Origin of the sequence: Streptomyces sp. NBC_01474, assembly GCF_035918215.1 — a bacterium.
Taxonomy (GTDB): domain Bacteria; phylum Actinomycetota; class Actinomycetes; order Streptomycetales; family Streptomycetaceae; genus Streptomyces; species Streptomyces aureus.
In genome coordinates this window covers 10,189,985-10,207,320 of record NZ_CP109449.1, presented here as the reverse complement: position 1 = coordinate 10,207,320, position 17,336 = coordinate 10,189,985, and the positions used below count along the sequence as shown (strand labels likewise).

Genomic DNA, 17,336 nt, shown 5'->3' with positions numbered 1-17,336 from the left:
CAAGGGCGGCATGCCCGCGAGAGTCGCGGCATTGGCCGTGTCCCCCGCCGATCTGTCGCATTACAAGCGGGCTGGAAGCACTGCGCGCGAGATCGTGGTCAAGGGTCGGAGAGTCGCTTTCCGGTCGCGTTCATGTGACGGAGGACACAACCGATTTGGGACGTGGGCCACCGTCCCTTCGAGGGTCTCAGACCTGGATCTCCGCGGCCATGCCGGAAGGGACACCGTCACCAGATCCAGGCGTACGTGGAGCGGCTCATGCATCTCCACGTAGCGTCCGGCTATTCCATGCGCTACGGCGCATCCCATCCCGAGGCCTTGGTGCGGAGAGCCGCCGAGCGGGGCATGGAGTGGCTCGCTCTGACGGATCGCGACAACGTCACCGGGGCCGTTCGGTAAGCGAAGTCGTGCGCAGCGCATGGAGTGCGCCCGATCTTCGGCGTTGACCTGGCGGTTGCTTCCACGAGGATTGGCGGAGGTTCGCGCCTGTCCCCGGCGCTCGACCGAGCCACGGCGACCTCGTGACCCGGCGGTCCCGCCCCGCCTCCGAGGATCCGAGGCGGGGCGTCAGTCCGCGGAGTCCCTCTCCGGCGTCCCGTCGTCCACGGTGTCCGGATGTGAGACGCGACTGGCGGACTGGTCGTCGGTGGGGTCCGCCCCTTGCGGGTCGATCGTGGCCGCCCAGCGTTCCGCCCAGCGGGCGAGGGGGTTCAGGGCGTGGCGCGCCTCCTGTCCCAGCGGGGTGAGCTCGTAGCGGCTGTCCGGTAGTTGGTGAATCACCTGGGCATCCAGCAGTTCGGTCAGGCGCTGCCGCATCACACTGGAGGACATGTCGTCGCACCGCTTCTGCAAGGGGCGGAATCCAAGCGGACCCGCGCGAAGCTCCCACAGGATGCGCAGACTCCACCGCCGGCCGAACAGATCGAGTGCGGCCATGAGGGGGCGGCCGGTGGTCGAGCCGCGAACAGGGTTGCCAGGTCTGGGTGTTGCCATGTTGGGATGTCCAGCTCTCCAGGGTTGATGCTTCGAATTCCGACACGCTAGCATCGGTGACCGATTCGGAAATCGAATCGGAGGCGGCTGTTGTGGCACCTGCCCTGCCGACCTGGGTGAGAGGCGTTCTTGAAGGCCCGGGTCGAGCGAGACCGGCCGGGAGGACTGGTACATGCGCATGGTCCCCCGAGTTCGACGCTGGCGCCGAGTCGCACGGACGGCTCACCCGGAACCTGTTCGTGGCGGGGGACGGGTGACCGGCATATGGGAGATCGAGTACAGGATCCACCAGGTCCTGCAAACCGGCCCAGCGGAACTTCAGTGCTGCCTCGTCAGCGGTTGCCGCCACCAAGCCGAAGTCCACTCAGAGATGGAGTCCAGATGACCACGACCGAGTTTCCCTCGGCGGCAGCACGGGCCGCCGCCGCTGCCGCCCTGGTCGAGGACGCGTCAGGGAAGGACATCACCACCGTGTGGAGCGTTCCCGAGGACCTGGCGGCCACGGCCGAGATCCGCACCCGGCAAAGCGGCATCGCCGCAGGCCTCCCCGTGGTCGCCGAGGTCTTCGCGCAGGTCGACCCCGAGGTCAAGGTCGAGCCGGCCGTCGCCGACGGCGCCCGACTGGCCGACGGCCAGGTCCTGGTGCACCTGTCCGGTTCGGCACGCAGCCTGATCACCGGGGAGCGTACGGCGCTGAACTTCCTGCAGCGCATGTGCGGCATCGCGACGCTGACCGACCGCTACGTCCAAGCTGTGGCAGGGACCAGGGCGCGCATCCTGGACACGCGCAAGACGGCGCCGGGCCTGCGCGCCCTGGACAAGTACGCGGTCACCGCCGGCGGCGGCCACAACCACCGCCTCGATCTCGCGGCGATGGTCCTGCTCAAGGAGAACCACATCGCCGCGGCGGACGGGGTGACCGCCGCGATTGAGGCGGTCAGGCGCGGGATGGCGCGCACCGGGCAGACCGTGGAGAGCGATGTCGAGGTGCAGACCGTCACCCAGGCCGTCGAGGCCCTCGACGCCGGAGCCCGCTGGATCATGCTCGACAACATGCCGGTGGCCGACATCGAGCAGGTCGTGAAGGTCCGGGCCGGGCGGGCCGACGCTTCCCGGATCCTGCTGGAGGCCTCGGGCGTCATCAGCCTGGACACAGTTCTCGCCATCGCCGGGACGGGCGTCGACCTCATCTCGGTCGGGGCGTTGACGCACAGCGCGCCCGCACTGGACCTGACCATGCTGCTGACCACCGGCCCGGTGCCATGTCCGAGGTAGCGGTCGTCGACGCGTGTCAGCGAGACGGCGCGGGTGGCAGCCCGACCGCCGTTCTGGATGATGTGCCGTTCACCGACGAGGAGCGATGCCGCATTCCCATGAAGTTGGGAACATCGCACGCCGTCTTCCTCCGCGCGACCGGAATCGAGCGTCGTCGGCCCGCGTACACACTGCGGTTCTTCACCGCCCAGGACGAACTGCCCGCCTGCGGCCACGGCACCGTCGCCGCCCTCGCCGTGCTCGCCGTACGGGAAGGCGGCGACCACGACTACCGCGCCGTCCTGCGTACGGCCCACCGCAGCTTCGACGGTCGGGCAAGCCGAAACGGTGACGGCCTCACGGCGTCGTTCGACCTGGGCCCGGTCAGCCTGCGTAGCGCCGGTGGACCCGAACTGAGGGCAGTCGTAGGCGGCCTCGGACTGACGGAGGACGCGGTCGCCGGCGACGCCTGCGTGGCGTCGAACGGGCGGCCGAGGCTTCTGCTGCCTATCCGATCCCGCGCCGCGCTGGCCGAACTCACGCCGGATTTAACCCTGTTACGCGCAGCCTGTGACCGCTATGGTCTGCTGGGCTGCTACGCCTACTCGCCCCCGGACCGACACGGCCGAGCAGCAGCCCGGATGTTCGCCCCGTCGATCGGCGTCCCCGAGGACATCGCCAACGCCAACAGCACGGCCTGCCTGGCGGCGCATGCTGCCGGGTTCGGCACATACCGCCTCGCTGTCGACATGGGTGACCACCTTGGCAGCCCGTCCACCATCACAGCGACCGTCCACCGCGACCGCACGGGACACCGGATCCGAGTCGGCGGCCAGGCAGCGATCGTGCGCACGGTCATGCGCTGAGGCCTGCGCGCTCAAGGCGAGGGTGCCGGTGCGCAGCAGGTCCAACTGCTCCTGTGAGAGCCCGGCCAGTTCTGGCGGCATCTGTGGCAGGGGCTCAGGGTTGATGGCCGATCACGTCGTACTGGTGCGACTCGTACCTACTTGTCGGCTCCTCTTCGTTCTAGTTCGGGTCGCCGCCCTTCCGGCGAGGCCGGTCGTCGACTCGACCGGCGCTGGCTCGTCCTCGCCCGCCGACGCTCACCCGAGACCAATCCGATCGCAGCCCCAGTCGGTTGATCGAAGCCGTCCGACTTCGACGCCGTCTCTGTCGGCTCGCTGGCCCACAGCGCGCCGGCCATGGATCTGAGCATGCTTCTGATCATCAATTCCGAACACAGGAGGTACCGTGGCCAAGGGCTACTGGGTCAGTGTCTACCGCACCATCGCAGACCCTGAGAGGGTTGCTGCCTACGACAAGCTGGCCGGTCCAGCCGTCAAGGCCGCGGGCGGGCGGCTGCTCTCCCGCGGCAGCCGGGTCGTCGCACACGACGCCGGAATCGCCGAGCGCACCGTCCTGATCGAGTTCGACAGCTTCGAACAGGCGGTCGCCGCACGCGCGAGTGCGGCCTACCAGGAGGCGCTGGCCGTACTTGCTGACGGCGTCGAGCGCGACTTCCGCATCATCGAAGGCCTCGACTGACGACCGATGCCGCGTCAGGGAGGAACACGATGCCGGCTGAGGGGATCACCCCGGCTCGTCAGCGCGCCGCACCGTCGCGAAAAGCGTCAGGCCGGTGGCATCGGCGGTGATGTCCGGTCCGGCGACGGTTCCTTCCCGGCGGCGCGGCGGCTCGGACGTCGGCCTCGATGTCGGCGGGGGTGCGTTCGACGAGGTTCCAGCGGCCGATGTGGGTCATCAGGGCGGCGTACGGGTTCGGGGTCGCGATGTTGGAGAAGTAGAACGTCTCTCCGGGGCGGCACAGGCGGGACAGGGTGGTGCGGATCAGGGCTCGCGTGAAGCGTTCTTCGAGGTAGTCGAAGAGTCCTCCGGCCAGGACCAGATCGAAGGGGCCGTGGTCGGCGGCCAGATGGGCGGCGGTGCGCAGGACGTTGCCAGGGGGCCGTGGCGGTCGGCGCGGGTCGCGGGCGGCAGGTGTGTGAGGGCGTACTGGAGGGCGTTGGGGTTGACGTCGTTGAGGACCAGGCGGTCGGCGGGGTGCAGGAGAGCCGGGTCGACTTGGCGCAGGTCGGCGGCGCCTCCGGACGCGATCAGCAGGATGCGGCGGCCGGTGGCGCGCGCGGGGGGGCGTGCTCGGAACGTCCGCCGGGTCGCTCCCGAGTGCGGACTCGATGAGCGCGGTGGTGCATCCATGGTGTCGGGGTCGGTGACGAGGATGGCGGCGTCGGCGCCGGTGAGGGCTTCTTGGACCTCAGCGTCGGACGCCCCACCACAGTTCCCGACATGGCAGGCTGACCCGTCACAGGGTTGGCACTGTGAATCCCTTCGGGAAGGGCCGCGTCGTCCGCCATGTCCGTGGAGCAGGAGGACGACGCGGGAGTGCGTCAGACGGACTGGGTGGTGATGCGGGCTCCGACCGCGGCCAGCTTGGCGACGGGCTGTTCGGGGTCACGAGGGGCGAGGGCCTCGGCGCGTGGGTGCAGGCGCAGCGGCTGGGCCGGGACAAGGTCGAGGCGGCGGCGCGAACGCTCATCCCTGGCCGTGGCTCAGCCAGTGGGCGATGTCGGCGATGACGGCGGGGTCGACATGCTGCGGAGTTCCATATTCGGCGGGGGTGGATGGTCCTGCGCCGGGGAAGAACAGGTGGTTGTCGGCTTCGTAGACTCGGATATCGGCTTCCGGCCTGCCGGCCAGGCCCGTCCGCCATCGCACGAGGTCGTTAGCGACGGTGACCTGGTAGTCGCGTCCTCCTTGGAGGATGAGCATCGGCTTGTTAAGTCCGGCCGCGATCGCGACCGGGTCGTAGTCACGCAGTTCGAGCCAGTACGGCGCGGACAGGCCGAACGGCAGATCCGCTGCGGGGGTCGAGGGCGTGAGCTCCGCGCTGTCGACCAGGGCGGCCTGCCGCTGGAAGGTCTCGATGACCGCGGGTGGGACCTGGTCGGGAAGCACGGTGGCGAGGTAGCTGACGACGCGGACGGCGGCGTGGTGCATCGGCTGCGTGTCACCGGCCATGATCACCAGGCCCGCCACCGTAGGTGCGGCGACGGCGACGGCGGGGGCGACCTTGCCGCCCATGCTGTGGCCGAGGACGAAGACCCGCTTGGGGTCCACCGAGCGGTGGCGACCGAGCAGGTCTACCGCGTCGACGGCATGCGGCACGTATTCCTGCGTCATCGTCAGGTCTGATGCCGCGGCCACATCACGGTGGGCGTAGGTCGCCTTGTCGAAGCGCAGCACTGTCGTCCCGCGGCTGGCGAGCCCCCAGGCAAGGTCCTTGAGCGGTTTGTTCGGCCCGCTGGTCTCGTCGCGGTCGAACGGCCCACCACCGGCGAGCAGCACCACGCCGGGGCCGGGAGCCTGCCCGCGGGGGACGCTCAGCGTGCCTGACACCGCGAGTGGACCGGTGCCGACGGTGACCTCGTGCTCGCTGAAGCGGCCGGGCTCGGCATAGGGCGGTGGCATCCAAGCGAGTTCTGAGCCGGTCATGGACTCTGTCGCAGCGGCGTCAGGCATCCCATCACAACCTTTCTCAATGAATGCGAACGGTAGCATGGCGTGAGATCATTGAGGGATGGATGCTTTCGAACTCTTGGCCCACCCGGTGCGGTTGCGAGTGGTTCATGCGATGTGCGGCGGTAGGGAGCTGACCACCGCCGAGCTGTGCGACCGCATTCGGGACGTCTCGAAGGCCACGGTCTACCGGCACGTCGACCTGCTCGCAGCCGGCGGGGTCCTGGAAGTCGCCCTGGAGCGACGCGTGCGCGGCGCGGTCGAGCGCCGCTACCGGCTGCGCCGCGACCGCGCGGGGATCAATACGGACACGGTCAATTCGCTCTCGCTCGACGACCATCGCAGCGCATTCGCCGCCGCTCTGGCGGTCCTGGCTGCCGAATTCACCGCGTACCTCGACCGCGACACCGCCGACCCGGTAGCCGACCTGGTCGGCTACCGGCAGCATGCCGTCTGGCTCAGCCCTGGGGAACTGCGCGGGATGATCAACGGGATGCGGGAGGCCATCGCCCCCCACCTGGCCAACAAGCCATCACCCGACCGCACGCAGTACCTGATCAGCCCGATCCTCTTCCCCGTCGAAGCGCCGCCGACCGAGACCGGCGCCGACAACACCGCCACAGGCAGCCAGAGCCCGGGACCCTGTAGCTGAGCAAAGTCCACCACTGTCCCCGTGCCCGATTCGCCCCGAGGCCCAAGCCGAACAACCAATTCCGCCACTAAAGAGGTCGCACGGATAGGGGTGGTGGAGGGCCTCGGCTGCAGAACGGGCGCAGGCCATGGCGATCATGAAGTTGCAACGCTCTGTGATCATTGAGGGGACCTGTGCCCGCCCTGCCATCATGGCTCACTGAACCACTGTGGGAGCACTTCACGGCGCTGCTGCCCGCGAGGCCGGAGTTCCACCCGGAGCATCCGCTCGGCTGCCACCGTCGGCGTGTCAACGACCGGGTCGTCTTCGACAAGATGCTGCAACTGCTGCGCTTCGGCTGTTCTTACGAGGCGATCGCCGACACGACCTGCTCGGGGCGACCAGAGACGGGGTGGGCGCCACCGCGGGCGCCGTCCGGGCCGCCGGGGCTCTGGCAGAGGCCGTCCTCCGATGCGGCACGGCCGTCACTCGGTGTGCAGAACTCGGGCGATGGTCTGCCGTGCCGCCGTACGCGCCGGTATCACCGCGCCCAGTGCAGCGATCGCCACCCCGGCCAGCGCCAGCAGCGTCATCGACCCGGGGTGCCACACGTCCAGCATCCGTGCGGGGAAGGCGAGATGGGCGCTGTGCTCGGTCATCGGGATCACCACGCGGTAGGCCGCGACTCCCAGCGGCAGCCCGAGGAGCCCGCCGACCAGACCCAGCGCGGCCATGGACACCACCATCATCGCGGTGACCTGCCGCGGCGTCATGCCGATCGATTTCAGCATCCCCAGGTCGCGCCGCCGCTCCCGACTGCTCAGCACGACCGTGTTGAACACCCCCATCGCAGCGACCACGGTCAGCATCAGGGTCAGCACGGACGCGGAACTGATCACCGTCAGGGCCCCGGCGTTCACCGATGTCTTCGCGTTCGGGTAGAGCCCGGGGTCGGCGGCCCGAGCGGCCTTCATATAGGCGCTGACATCGGCTCCGGGGGTGAGCCGCACCCAGTACTGGTTTGCCTGCGCGCGCGGTGCCAGGGCGGTCACCGTCGTCCAGTCCGCGCGCATCCAGTCCGCCGGCCCGGACATGACCTCCCCGACCAGGGTGACGCGCTCCTGCCGGCTGTTCGCCGCGCTCAGCACGAAGGAGTCACCGAGCCGCAGACCGTGCTTGGACAGGAACCTGCCGGAGGCCACCACCTCGCCGGGTCCGCGCATCCAGCGGCCCCTGGCCAGGTCGTCCTGGAGAGCCGACCGGCCCCCGCGATCGCCCTCGAGTGACACGTCCTGGCTTTGGCCGATCAGCCGTACGTTGGCGTAGCCCACGGCGGATACGTCCGCTGCGTGCGGCAGTCCGCGCAACAGCGCCTGGGTCGCGGTGTCGCCGTGCTTGGGGGCGGTCTGCCCGAACCTGGTTTCCCCTCGCCCGACGATCACCTGAACCTTGCCGGCGCCCTCGACCGCGTTGCCGTAGGAGATCATGGTGGTCGACAGGCCGGTGGCGAAGGTCACCGTCGCCACCCCGAGCAGTACTGCGCAGACGGTGAGCAGGGCCCGTCCGGGCCGGGCGAAGGGCAGGCCCAGGCCCAGGGTCACCGGGCGCGGCAGCCGCACCCCGGTCAGCCACCGCTGTACGGCGAGCCCCCGTCCGCCACTGGGCGCGCTGCCGGCGCTGATCGCCTGTGCCGCGGACAGGCGGTGCGCGCGCAGCGCCGGGACCAACGCGGCCAGCAGTACCACGGTCGGCATGCCGAGGGCCGTGGTCGCGTACACCCAGGAGCTGATCGTCGGCGTGACGTTCACCGTGGCGAGGTCCGCGCCTTGAAAGACCTGGTGGAGCAGTGGCCGCGCCGCCACTGCGCCCAGGGCGGTGCCGGCCAGCGCGCCCGCCGTCGCCGGGACGCAGACCATCACCAGGTAGACCGCGACCACCTGGTTGGGCGTGAATCCAAGGGACTTGAGCACCCCGATGTGCCGGAAGCCGGACACCACGGCACCGCTCACCACATTGGCCACGATGAGGACCGCCACCAGCAGGCCGAGGATGCCGAAGGCCATAAGGAACGGCACGAAGGCATCGGGATTGGCTGCGAGTTGTGCCTTCAGCGTCAGATAGGACTGTTCGGCGAGTAGCGATCCGGACGGCAGGCCGGCGGTCACCGCGGCGGTGTCCGCGGTGATCTGCCGGGCTGTCGCAGCTTGGTCGAACCGGTACAGCATCTGGTACGTCGTGGGGTGCAGGGCCGTGATCTGCTGCGGGGAGACCCATGCCTGCGCTGTTCCACTCACGCTGGACGCGAGACCGACGACGGTCAGCGGCTGCAGTCCGGGCAGCTGGATCCGCTTGCCGATCGGCGAGTGCGGGCCCTTGCCCATCCCGGGTGCGTCCGGCAATGCCAGGACGATCTGTCCGGGGCCGGTGGCCCAGTGCCCGGCGAAGAGGTCAAGGCGGTCGACTGGACCACCGGGCTTCGCCCGCCCCACCACGGTCAGGGGGCCGGGCCCCATCCCGGGCATCTCGGACGCCGCGTTCTGCGGTATGTCGACCACGGCCTGCGGGAACGGCCCGGCCGAGGCCCGCACGCCCGAGCCCGAACGGTGCGCGGTCCGCGCCAGCTCCGCGCCGGAGACCTTCGCCGCGTCGAAGGTGGCGACGACGTGCGCGCCGTGCGCCTGGCCGAAGAGCCGGTCGAACGGTCCGGACGCGACGTCCAGCAGGCCCAGGGCGACCACGAGGGCCATGCTGGAGACGAGGACCACCACCCCGATCACGGAGGTCTGCAGCCGGCGGCGGCGCACGGCCGCGCGCGAGGCTCGCCACACCGCGCTCATGCCGACCGCTCCAGGGTCCGCTCGCCGGTGATCCGGCCGTCCGCCATCGTCACCAGGCGGCTGGCACAGCGCGTGGCCAGCCGCTGGTCGTGCGTCACCAGCAGGAGGGTCTGGCCCAGTTCGTTGAGGTCGATGAGCAGGTCCATCACCTGCTCGCCCGCGTGGCTGTCCAGCGCGCCGGTCGGCTCGTCCGCCAGCAGCAGCGCGGGGCGGTTCATCAGAGCGCGGGCCACCGCGACACGCTGGCGCTCGCCGCCGCTGAGCGCGGCGGGGTAGACGTTCCTGCGGTCGGCGATGCCGAGCTCGTCCAGCAACTCCAGTGCCCGGCGCCGGGCCTGACGGGCGGTCGTTCCGGTGAGCTGGGCGGACAGGGCGACGTTGTCGATCGCGGGCAGGTCGTCGATGAGGTTGAAGAACTGGAAGATCATGCCGATCCGGCGGCGCCGGAAGAGCGCAAGCCCGGTCTCGCTGACCCGGCCCAGGTCCTCGCCGTGCACGCGGACCGAGCCCGCAGTCGGCCGGTCGAGGCCGGCGATCATGTTGAGCAGGGTGGACTTGCCACAGCCGGACGGCCCCATCACCGCCACCGCCTCCCCGGCGCCGATCTCCAGCGACACCCCGTTCAGGGCGACGGTGTCGCCGTATTCCTTGCGCAGGCCGCTCACCCGCACGACTTCCGGGTCGCGCACGGCGGCGGGGCCGGCCCCCGGGGCCGTGTCGCTGATGTCTTCGGTGGTCATGACAGGGACGCTAGGCGGCGTGGACCGTCCGGGCGTCAGCCCTCGGAAGTAACCCGCGGCGGTAATCATCCTTGGGATGTACGGGGTGGACCCACAGATGGACGTCCGCTCGCCGGCTGCCTGGCACGATGTACGACGTGTGGACATCGGGGACGGGCCGGCTACTCATCGCCCTCGCGACGGTGGGCCTGGCGGTGGCCGGGAGCTCTGCCGTGCTGCTGACGCGCGCGCGCCGCCGCTACCGCAGGGTCCTGGAGGACCGGGGCTGGCTGCTGGAGCGCGAACGGGAGGCCGCCGCCCGCACGGCGGTCGCGGCTGAACGGGCTCGCATCGCCCGCGAGCTGCACGACATCGTCAGCCACAAGGTCAGCCTGATGGTCGTATCGGCGAGCGCCGCGCGCGAGGTGCTGGCCACCCTGCCGGACGAGGCGGAGACCGCACTGCGGGCCGTCGAGGGTGCCGGACGCGACGCGATGACCGAACTGCGCCACCTGCTGGGCCTGTTGGCGCCGTCACCCAACGGCGACGACGATGACCAGGCCGAGCGCTACGGCGAAGGAGAACTCTCCGGGCTCACACCGCAGCCGAGCCTGAGTCACCTGGGCACCCTCGTCGACCGGATCGCTTTCACCGGCCTCCCGGTCGAGGTGCGGATCTCCGGTGAACCGCGCCCGCTGCCGCCCGGCATCGACGTCACCGCCTACCGGATCGTCCAGGAGGCGCTGACCAACGCGCTCAAGTACGGCGACGGCGGCAAGGCGGCGGTGACCGTGCGTTATGCCGACCACAGTCTGCGGGTCGAAGTGCTCAACAGCGGACCGAGCGTGCTGACCGCCGACCGCGCGAGCACGGATGCCGGACCGGGTGCCCGCAAGCGCCGGGACGACGGTGCCGGGCGCGGCCTGATCGGTCTGCGCGAGCGCGTCGCCGTCTATGACGGCCGCTTCGACGCCCGGCGCCGCATAGGCGGCGGCTACCGCGTCCGCGCCCGCATCCCCCTGGAGCGCCCGTGACTGAGTCCACCGCCGACCGCCGCGCCCACCACGCCCCGGAATCGAACCAGAGCGGAGACACCGGCGCCCCGCGCGTCCTCATAGCCGACGACGAGGAACTCATCCGAACCGGCTTCCGCCTCATCCTCACCTCGCGCGGCATCGACGTCGTCGGCGAGGCCGCCGACGGCATGCAGGCCGTCACGGAAGCCGAACGACTGCGCCCGGACGTCCTGCTGATGGACATCCGAATGCCCCACCTTGACGGCCTTCAAGCCGCCAAGCGCGTCCTTGGGCTGCTCCCGCACTGCCGGGTACTCATGCTCACCACCTTCGACCTCGACGACTACGTCTACGCGGCGCTCGCCGCCGGAGCCAGCGGCTTTCTGCTCAAGGACGTCACCGCCGCACACCTCGCGGCAGCCGTACGACTGGTGAACACCGGAGACGCACTGCTCGCCCCCTCGATCACCCGCCGCCTCATCGAGCGCTACGCGACGACCCACGGCGCGGGCCGGACCGAGCCGGCCCACGTCCCCGCCGCTGCGGCGGCCGCGGCCCGCACCTCCGCGATCCACCGCGACCTGGCTCCGTTGACCCCCCGTGAACTCGAAGTGCTGGCCCTGATGGGCCGGGGCTTGTCGAACACCGAGCTCGCCGCGGCCTTCACCCTCAGCGAGTCCACCGTGAAGACCCACGTCGCCCGGATCTTCGCCAAGCTCGCCCTCCGCGACCGCGCCCAGGCCGTCGTCCTCGCCTACGAGACAGGCCTGATCACCCCCGACGGCCTGACTGCCGACTGACACTGCTTCCACGGCACGCTGCATAGGCCCGCCCCGGGTCGGTTGCCCCCGTTCCTAGGGACATCCCGTGAGATCTTCGGGCACTATCACTGTTTCGGGTTGGCGCGCTTGTCCCACACCTGTTCCGCCGCGGCCGAACTGCTCCAGAGGCTGTGGCCGGCCCCGGACGAGTAGTTTCCGGGAGATCCATCAGCCAAGCCGCGTGACGGCCTCCGTGGCAATGCGCGGAAAAACGCCCTCGTCCATGGCGAAGTCCGAGTCCGGGACAGGCCAGTGGATGACAATCTCGGTTAAGAGATCCTTGGGTAGGCGTGTGGTTATGGTCGGCGGTTGGGGCGTTCGTCCCAGCGATGCGTCGTCCATGCACATCGGATCAGGCTGCGCACGCGGGGCGTCATGCCGACCGGCGGGCGCCACGGCGCCAGGTCGGGATGCTCCTTCAGCATGTCGTCGGTCGTCGCATAGGGTGCTGTCGCGAGGGTGTCCACGTCGTTCGTCACAAAACGATCTTGGATTCCCTCGTTCTCGTCTCCGCAGGCACCCCTTGGAGCACACCACCAGGAGGAATCAGTGTCATACCCGCAACTGCTCACCCCCGAGGAGAAGCTCGCCGACGCGAAGAAGCTGTTGAGCCTCCCGCGTATCGTCGTGATCTGCGGCTCCACCCGCTTCATGACCGAGATGAACGAGGCCGATCTGCGGGAGACCAAAGTCGGAAAGATTGTCGTCAAACCGGGCTGTGACATGAAGTCGCCGCACGAACTTTGGTCCGATCCTGTCGAGGCCGAGGCGCTGAAGGTTCGACTCGACGATCTGCACCGGGCGAAGATCCGGCTCGCTGATGAGGTGTTCGTAGTCGGCGACTACATCGGAGACAGCACCCGAGCCGAAATCGCCTACGCCCGGTCGCTGGGCAAGCCCGTGCGGTTCACGCACCCCGAAGTCGACCCTGACGCCTGACCGCCCGCTGCCACCTCGACAACCAGGGCCGGCAGCCCGCCGCCTGACCGTCTCGCAGTGGCTTCGGCCATCACTCGCGCGCCGACTCGATCTGCGACTGACGCGGATCGAAGGCGCTGGCCACGAACCCTGGTTGGAGGAGCCCGACGCCGTGCGGGCGCACCTTCGGCGGTTCGTGCAACGCGCGGCCGGTGCCTAGAGGATCAATTCCAAGGGATGCCTGCGGAGGGTGTGGGGTGGGCGGCCCCAGGTCAGTGCCGTAGGAGTGCCCAATCAGCACGGCCTTGGCAACGTCCCACGCGTCGAGCAGCTCGGCGAGGTCGTCGACATGCCGCGCCAGGGAATGGCGCCCCCTCCACGAGGACCGGCCTGTGCCACGCTGGTCGTACCGGTACACGGGCGCAAGGTCCTCGACCATAGCTGCGACATCGCCCAGATAATCCGGCAGCCCCGGACCACCATGGACCATGACTACGGGCAGCTTCCGGGACGTGTCTCCCAGCGCTATCCAGCGCAACTGGGCCCCGTCGGTCATCGATGTGCGGCCTTGTGTCTCCATCAAAGTCACCACGGAGAACTTACCGATCTCGCTGAAGCTCCGCCAAAGGTTGAAGAACAAGCTGAGCACAGACACCACTCGATTCAGCGACGGCACGACACATGTTGCGATCGACAGAGTTCCCACCACTGGCGCTGAGCTGCATCAACTCTTAGTTCGCACTACTACGACAGCTCTGGCCCCCAGAGAACCTGCGAGGACCTCCACTACGAGACCCTGGCTGGTCGTCACGTAAGCCTCACCGGCTGACGTTCGCGCCCTGCGCCCCGGTCACGCGTCGAGGACGTGCCGGGGCACCTCCGCAGCGACGGGAGCCGTCAGCGCCTGCGACAGCACGCGGCTTCCGTCCGGTAGTACGCCTTGCCGGTGGGGCCGACGCGGCGAGCGGAAAGCAGTACGTCGATGCCGCCGCCGGAGCCGAGGTCCAGGACGCGTTCGCCCTCGTGGAGGTCGGCCACCGCGGTCGGGTTGCCGCAGCCGAGGGAGGCGGCGAGGGCCTCAGCGGGCAGGGTGTCGCGCTCGTCTTCGGCGTACAGGGTGGAGCCGAAGTTGTCGTCGATCTCGATCGGTCCGCAACAGGGGGTGTGAGAGATACGCGCCAAAGGGGCAACGACATGATCTTGAAGCCCTGATGCGCTCGGACTCACCTGCGACGCGGGTGGCAGGGTCGCGTTCGGCGACATGCCGGGCGACCGCGTCGACGCCGGGGCGGGCGTAGCGCTCCAGGGAACGGACGGAGGCGTGGCGGGAGCGGGCCAGCAGCATTGGGGTGGAGGTGCCGTCCTCGGCGTCGTGTGAGGGCAGTGTGGCGGAGCCGGTGGAGTGTGAAGCCGTCCAGGTCCTCGATGTCCCCGGGTGAGGCGAGCGGGTTGGCCAGCAGCCGGGTGTTCTCCTCGAAGATTTCCTCAGCCCGGCGGTAGGAGAGCCGGGCCCGGCCGGTCTCCGGGCACACGTCAAGCGTCGGCGTTCCGGCCGAGGCCTTGCGGTCGGTGAGGAACAGCGTGCCACGTGTACGGCGTGCGATCACTTGAGGGAGGGGACTGTCAGTGCCCGACGCCGACCAGGCCCGGCGCCAGCATGCTTACCGAGGTCATGCCCCCAGATCCTCCGTCACGGGCAGGCACTCGGCGAGCAGGTCGACGACGTCGCGCCAGGCTCGCTGCGCGTGCCGTGGGTGGTAGCCGACGCCGGAGACCACGGGGTGGTCGACCGGCGGGTGGTGGAAGGCGTGCAAGGCGCCGCCGTAGACCGTGAGGCGCCAGTCGACGCCCGCGGCCTGCATCTCAGCGGTGAACGCTTTCCGTTGCGCGGGCGGCATGATCGGGTCTTCCGACCCGACCCCGGCCCACACCGGGCAGCGAATGCGCGCCGCCTCGCCCGGTCGGCCCGTGGTCAGTGCGTTGACTGTCCCGATCGCGCGCAGGCTGACGCCGTCGCGCCCGAGTTCCAGCCCGATGGCACCCCCGGTGCCGTAGCCGACGGCGGCGATCCGGTCGGGGTCGGTCCGCGGTTCGGTGCGCAACACATCGAGCGCCGCATGGCCGATGCCTCGCATCCGCTCGGGATCAGCGAGCAGCGGCAGGCAACGGGCCAGCATCTCCTCGGGGTCGCCCAAATAGCGCCCGCCGTGAAGGTCGAAGGCCAGCGCTACATATCCCAGTTCGGCGAGAGCATCGGCCCGGCGGCGCTCGACGTCGCTGAGCCCCATGCCCTCCGGTCCGAGCAGCACCGCGGGCCGGCGGTCGACACCGGCCGGGAGCGCGAGGTGCCCGATCATCGTCAAACCGTCGGCCGGGTACTCGACCGTACGCGTCGTAATCGTCGTCATGAGACTGGACTGTAGTGATCGTCGAGCCCGGTCCGGCCGGTGTTCTGCCGCGGGCAGAACAGCGCGGGTGTCCCTCTCAAATACGGCGAGGGCTCACAAGAGCCGTCACAAACCCCGTCCCCACGGCAGCGCTGGCGGCACCGTGCCGAATAGGTGACAGCCGAGGGGCGCTCAGGAGCTGCAAGATCATCTCGTTGCCCCTTTGGCGCGCATCTCGGTCACACCCCAACAGGCGGTTCCGCCCACGCCAGTTGGGATTTCCATAAACTATGAATATAAAAATGCTATGCTCCGAGCATGAGTCGTCAAGACACCGCTCCTGGCGCGTCCGCCGCCATCGGGGCAGCCCTCTACGGCCTGGCCACCAGGGCCGCGAGACGCTTGCCCCGGGACATGAGCCTGACGTCCGCCGCCACCCTGGCCACCCTGGACCGGACCGGCCCGCGGCGCATCACCGATCTGGCCGCGGTCGAGGGCGTCACCCAGCCCGCGATGACCACCCTGGTCCGGGTGATAGAGGAGTCCGGCCTGGTCGAGCGGCGGGGCGACGCGTCCGACAAGCGGGTCACGCTGGTGTGCCTGACCGAGGCCGGCGCCTCCTATGTCCGCACGCGGCGCCAGGCGGGTGTCCACGCGTTCGAGCGGTTGATCGGCGAGCTCACCGGCGACGAGGTCGAGGCGCTGGTGGCGGCCCTTCCGGCACTGAAGCATCTGGCAGAGCTCGAAAGCCAGGACCGCGAAGGGCCGAAGCAGTGACCGGGCAGCCAGTCGGCGGGATCGTGGTGAAGGCGTCCGCGGTGGCGCGTTCCGAGGCGCGCCTGCTGGCCCCCGCCCTGATGTTCATCGCTCTGGTCGTGGCGGCGGTCGCCAGCCTCGGGACACCGCTCATCACCAGCGTGGCGACCTCGTTCCACGTCTCGCTCGGCAGCGCGCAGTGGACGCTGACCGTCGCACTGCTCAGCGGCGCCGTCGCCACACCCGTCCTCGGCCGGCTCGGAGCCGGCCCGCACCGGCGGGCCACGATCCTCGCCACGCTGGCGGTCGTCGTCGCCGGCAGCGCGCTCACCGTGCTGCCGCTGCCGTTCGCGTGGCTGCTGGCCGGCAGGGCGGCCCAAGGCGTCGGGCTCGGGCTGACGGCGCTGATGATGGGCGTGGCCCGGGACCACCTCCCCGAGGAGCGCAGCACGGCCGTGATCGCCCTGATCTCGGTGGTCTCGATCATCGGGGCCGGCGTCGGCTACCCGCTGACCGCACTGCTCGCCGAGCTCGGCGGGGTACGGGCCGCCTACGGCCTCGGCCTGGTCGTCACCGCCGCCGCCCTCCTGACCGCGTGGCGCTCCATGCCCGAAGCCCCCGAAGGCCGCTCCGCCCACGTGGACGTGGCAGGCGCGGTCGTCCTGGCCGCTGCGCTGCTCCTGGTGCTGTTCCTCGCCGGCGAACGGAATCTGTGGAGCCGGCACCTCGCCGTGGCGGCGGGCCTCGCCGTCGTCGCGGTGGTGCTGCTCTGCGTCTGGGCCGTCATCGAGCTGCGCAGCACGACGCCCCTGGTCGATTTGCGGGCGGTGCGGCACCCGGCGGTCGCCGGGGCGAACCTCGCCATGTTCGTCGGCGGGATCGGCATGTACCTCCTGCTCACGCTCATCACCCGGTACGCGCAGACGCCGCACGGCGCCGGCTACGGCTTCGGGCTGACGACCTTCGTCGCCGGGCTGGTCCTCATCCCGTTCTCGGTGCTGGGGTTCGTCGCCGGCAAGCTCACGCCGCGGGTCCGGACGCGGATCGCCGACCCCCTGCTCCTGGCCGGCGGCGCCGTCGTGGTCGGCGGCGGGTTCGCCCTGTTCGCTGCGGCCCGGTCGGACCTGGCCGAACTGTTCGCGGCGATGGGCGTGCTCGGCTTCGGCGTCGGCGGCTTCTCGGCCGCGATGCCCGGCGTCATCCTGGCCGTCACCCCCAAGAGCGAGACGTCGAGCGCCATGAGCGTCAACTACGTCGTCCGCAGCGTCGGGTACTCCCTGGGCAGCGCCATCGGCGGCCTGATCCTCGCCGCGGGCACCGGCCCCGGCCACCTCTTCCCCGACGACAGCGCCTACACCACCGCGGCGCTGGTCGGCATCGGCGCCATGGCGATCACGACGCTGACAAGCCTCGCTCTCGCCCGCCGACGCTCGTCCGAGACCAACCCGTAAGTGAGATGCACTCATC

At 70.0% G+C, this 17,336-nt stretch carries 16 protein-coding genes and 5 pseudogenes; 11 read left to right on the top strand and 10 right to left on the bottom strand.

From position 1 onward, the window contains the following. Positions 1-258: 258 nt before the first annotated feature. Positions 259-396, top strand: a pseudogene (locus OG758_RS46920) (PHP domain-containing protein); the annotation flags it as partial. A gap of 171 nt (positions 397-567) precedes the next feature. Here the strand turns inward: OG758_RS46920 and OG758_RS46915 are convergent. Beyond that, positions 568-936, bottom strand: coding sequence for a winged helix-turn-helix transcriptional regulator (locus tag OG758_RS46915; RefSeq protein WP_326716267.1), 369 nt, complete (start codon positions 934-936; stop codon positions 568-570). 438 nt (positions 937-1,374) lie between these two features. Between OG758_RS46915 and nadC the strand changes: the two genes are divergently transcribed. The 3 genes from nadC (at position 1,375) to OG758_RS46900 (ending at position 3,792) form a co-directional block, all read left to right on the top strand. Beyond that, positions 1,375-2,268 carry a carboxylating nicotinate-nucleotide diphosphorylase gene (nadC, locus tag OG758_RS46910; RefSeq protein ID WP_326715504.1) on the top strand — a complete coding sequence of 298 codons (894 nt, stop codon included), beginning with the start codon at positions 1,375-1,377 and terminating at the stop codon, positions 2,266-2,268. Further along, positions 2,256-3,113 carry a PhzF family phenazine biosynthesis protein gene (locus OG758_RS46905; protein ID WP_326715503.1) on the top strand — a complete coding sequence of 286 codons (858 nt, stop codon included), beginning with the start codon at positions 2,256-2,258 and terminating at the stop codon, positions 3,111-3,113. Before nadC ends, OG758_RS46905 begins: the two co-directional genes overlap by 13 nt. Positions 3,114-3,498: 385 nt before the next feature. Next, a complete protein-coding gene (locus OG758_RS46900; protein WP_326715502.1) occupies positions 3,499-3,792 on the top strand; it encodes a DUF1330 domain-containing protein in 294 nt (97 codons plus the stop codon). Positions 3,793-4,095: 303 nt separating this feature from the next. Here OG758_RS46900 and OG758_RS46895 read toward each other — a convergent pair whose 3' ends face one another. Then, on the bottom strand, positions 4,096-4,464 hold the full coding sequence (locus tag OG758_RS46895; protein WP_326715501.1) for a hypothetical protein: 369 nt from the start codon (positions 4,462-4,464) through the stop codon (positions 4,096-4,098). Between the two features lie 336 nt (positions 4,465-4,800). Continuing rightward, positions 4,801-5,760: an alpha/beta hydrolase family protein gene (locus tag OG758_RS46890; protein WP_326715500.1), complete on the bottom strand. Its 960-nt coding sequence runs from the start codon at positions 5,758-5,760 to the stop codon at positions 4,801-4,803. A gap of 85 nt (positions 5,761-5,845) precedes the next feature. On the opposite strand from OG758_RS46890, the gene OG758_RS46885 reads away from it, so the two are divergent. Together OG758_RS46885 and OG758_RS46880 are read left to right on the top strand one after the other, a co-directional pair. Further along, complete coding sequence (locus OG758_RS46885; RefSeq protein ID WP_326715499.1) at positions 5,846-6,436, top strand: helix-turn-helix domain-containing protein; 591 nt, start codon at positions 5,846-5,848, stop codon at positions 6,434-6,436. Positions 6,437-6,609: 173 nt separating this feature from the next. After that, a pseudogene (locus tag OG758_RS46880) lies at positions 6,610-6,810 on the top strand (IS5/IS1182 family transposase); the annotation flags it as partial. 90 nt (positions 6,811-6,900) lie between these two features. Here OG758_RS46880 and OG758_RS46875 read toward each other — a convergent pair. Beyond that, positions 6,901-9,252: an ABC transporter permease gene (locus tag OG758_RS46875; RefSeq protein ID WP_326715498.1), complete on the bottom strand. Its 2,352-nt coding sequence runs from the start codon at positions 9,250-9,252 to the stop codon at positions 6,901-6,903. Further along, entirely contained in the window at positions 9,249-9,992 is a 744-nt protein-coding gene (locus OG758_RS46870; protein ID WP_326715497.1) for an ABC transporter ATP-binding protein, read from the bottom strand. Before OG758_RS46870 ends, OG758_RS46875 begins: the two co-directional genes overlap by 4 nt. 137 nt (positions 9,993-10,129) lie before the next feature. On the opposite strand from OG758_RS46870, the gene OG758_RS46865 reads away from it, so the two are divergent. Together OG758_RS46865 and OG758_RS46860 are read left to right on the top strand one after the other, a co-directional pair. Further along, entirely contained in the window at positions 10,130-11,005 is an 876-nt protein-coding gene (locus OG758_RS46865) for a sensor histidine kinase (protein ID WP_326715496.1), read from the top strand. Positions 11,006-11,085: 80 nt separating this feature from the next. Next, on the top strand, positions 11,086-11,787 hold the full coding sequence (locus OG758_RS46860; protein WP_326716266.1) for a response regulator transcription factor: 702 nt from the start codon (positions 11,086-11,088) through the stop codon (positions 11,785-11,787). Between the two features lie 189 nt (positions 11,788-11,976). On the opposite strand, the pseudogene OG758_RS46855 reads toward OG758_RS46860, so the two are convergent. Continuing rightward, positions 11,977-12,078, bottom strand: a pseudogene (locus OG758_RS46855) (LLM class flavin-dependent oxidoreductase); the annotation flags it as partial. A gap of 92 nt (positions 12,079-12,170) precedes the next feature. After that, positions 12,171-12,275, bottom strand: a pseudogene (locus OG758_RS49275) (IS982 family transposase); the annotation flags it as partial. An 82-nt stretch (positions 12,276-12,357) separates the two neighbouring features. On the opposite strand from OG758_RS49275, the gene OG758_RS46845 reads away from it, so the two are divergent. Beyond that, a complete protein-coding gene (locus tag OG758_RS46845) occupies positions 12,358-12,747 on the top strand; it encodes a hypothetical protein (RefSeq protein ID WP_326715495.1) in 390 nt (129 codons plus the stop codon). A 70-nt stretch (positions 12,748-12,817) separates the two neighbouring features. Here the strand turns inward: OG758_RS46845 and OG758_RS46840 are convergent, their stop codons facing one another. The 3 genes and pseudogenes from OG758_RS46840 to OG758_RS46830 all read right to left on the bottom strand — a co-directional run bounded on the left by OG758_RS46840 (position 12,818) and on the right by OG758_RS46830 (position 15,134). After that, the gene (locus OG758_RS46840) at positions 12,818-13,381 is read right to left on the bottom strand and encodes an alpha/beta fold hydrolase (RefSeq protein ID WP_326715494.1); all 564 of its coding nucleotides are present in this window, start codon (positions 13,379-13,381) and stop codon (positions 12,818-12,820) included. Positions 13,382-13,659: 278 nt separating this feature from the next. Further along, positions 13,660-13,890 (bottom strand): annotated as a pseudogene (locus tag OG758_RS46835) (arsenite S-adenosylmethyltransferase); the annotation flags it as partial. A gap of 506 nt (positions 13,891-14,396) precedes the next feature. Next, positions 14,397-15,134: a dienelactone hydrolase family protein gene (locus OG758_RS46830; protein ID WP_326715493.1), complete on the bottom strand. Its 738-nt coding sequence runs from the start codon at positions 15,132-15,134 to the stop codon at positions 14,397-14,399. 393 nt (positions 15,135-15,527) lie between these two features. Between OG758_RS46830 and OG758_RS46825 the strand changes: the two genes are divergently transcribed. Continuing rightward, the gene (locus OG758_RS46825) at positions 15,528-15,890 is read left to right on the top strand and encodes a MarR family winged helix-turn-helix transcriptional regulator (protein WP_326716265.1); all 363 of its coding nucleotides are present in this window, start codon (positions 15,528-15,530) and stop codon (positions 15,888-15,890) included. Continuing rightward, the gene (locus OG758_RS46820; RefSeq protein WP_326715492.1) at positions 15,887-17,320 is read left to right on the top strand and encodes an MFS transporter; all 1,434 of its coding nucleotides are present in this window, start codon (positions 15,887-15,889) and stop codon (positions 17,318-17,320) included. Before OG758_RS46825 ends, OG758_RS46820 begins: the two co-directional genes overlap by 4 nt. Positions 17,321-17,336: the final 16 nt, after the last annotated feature.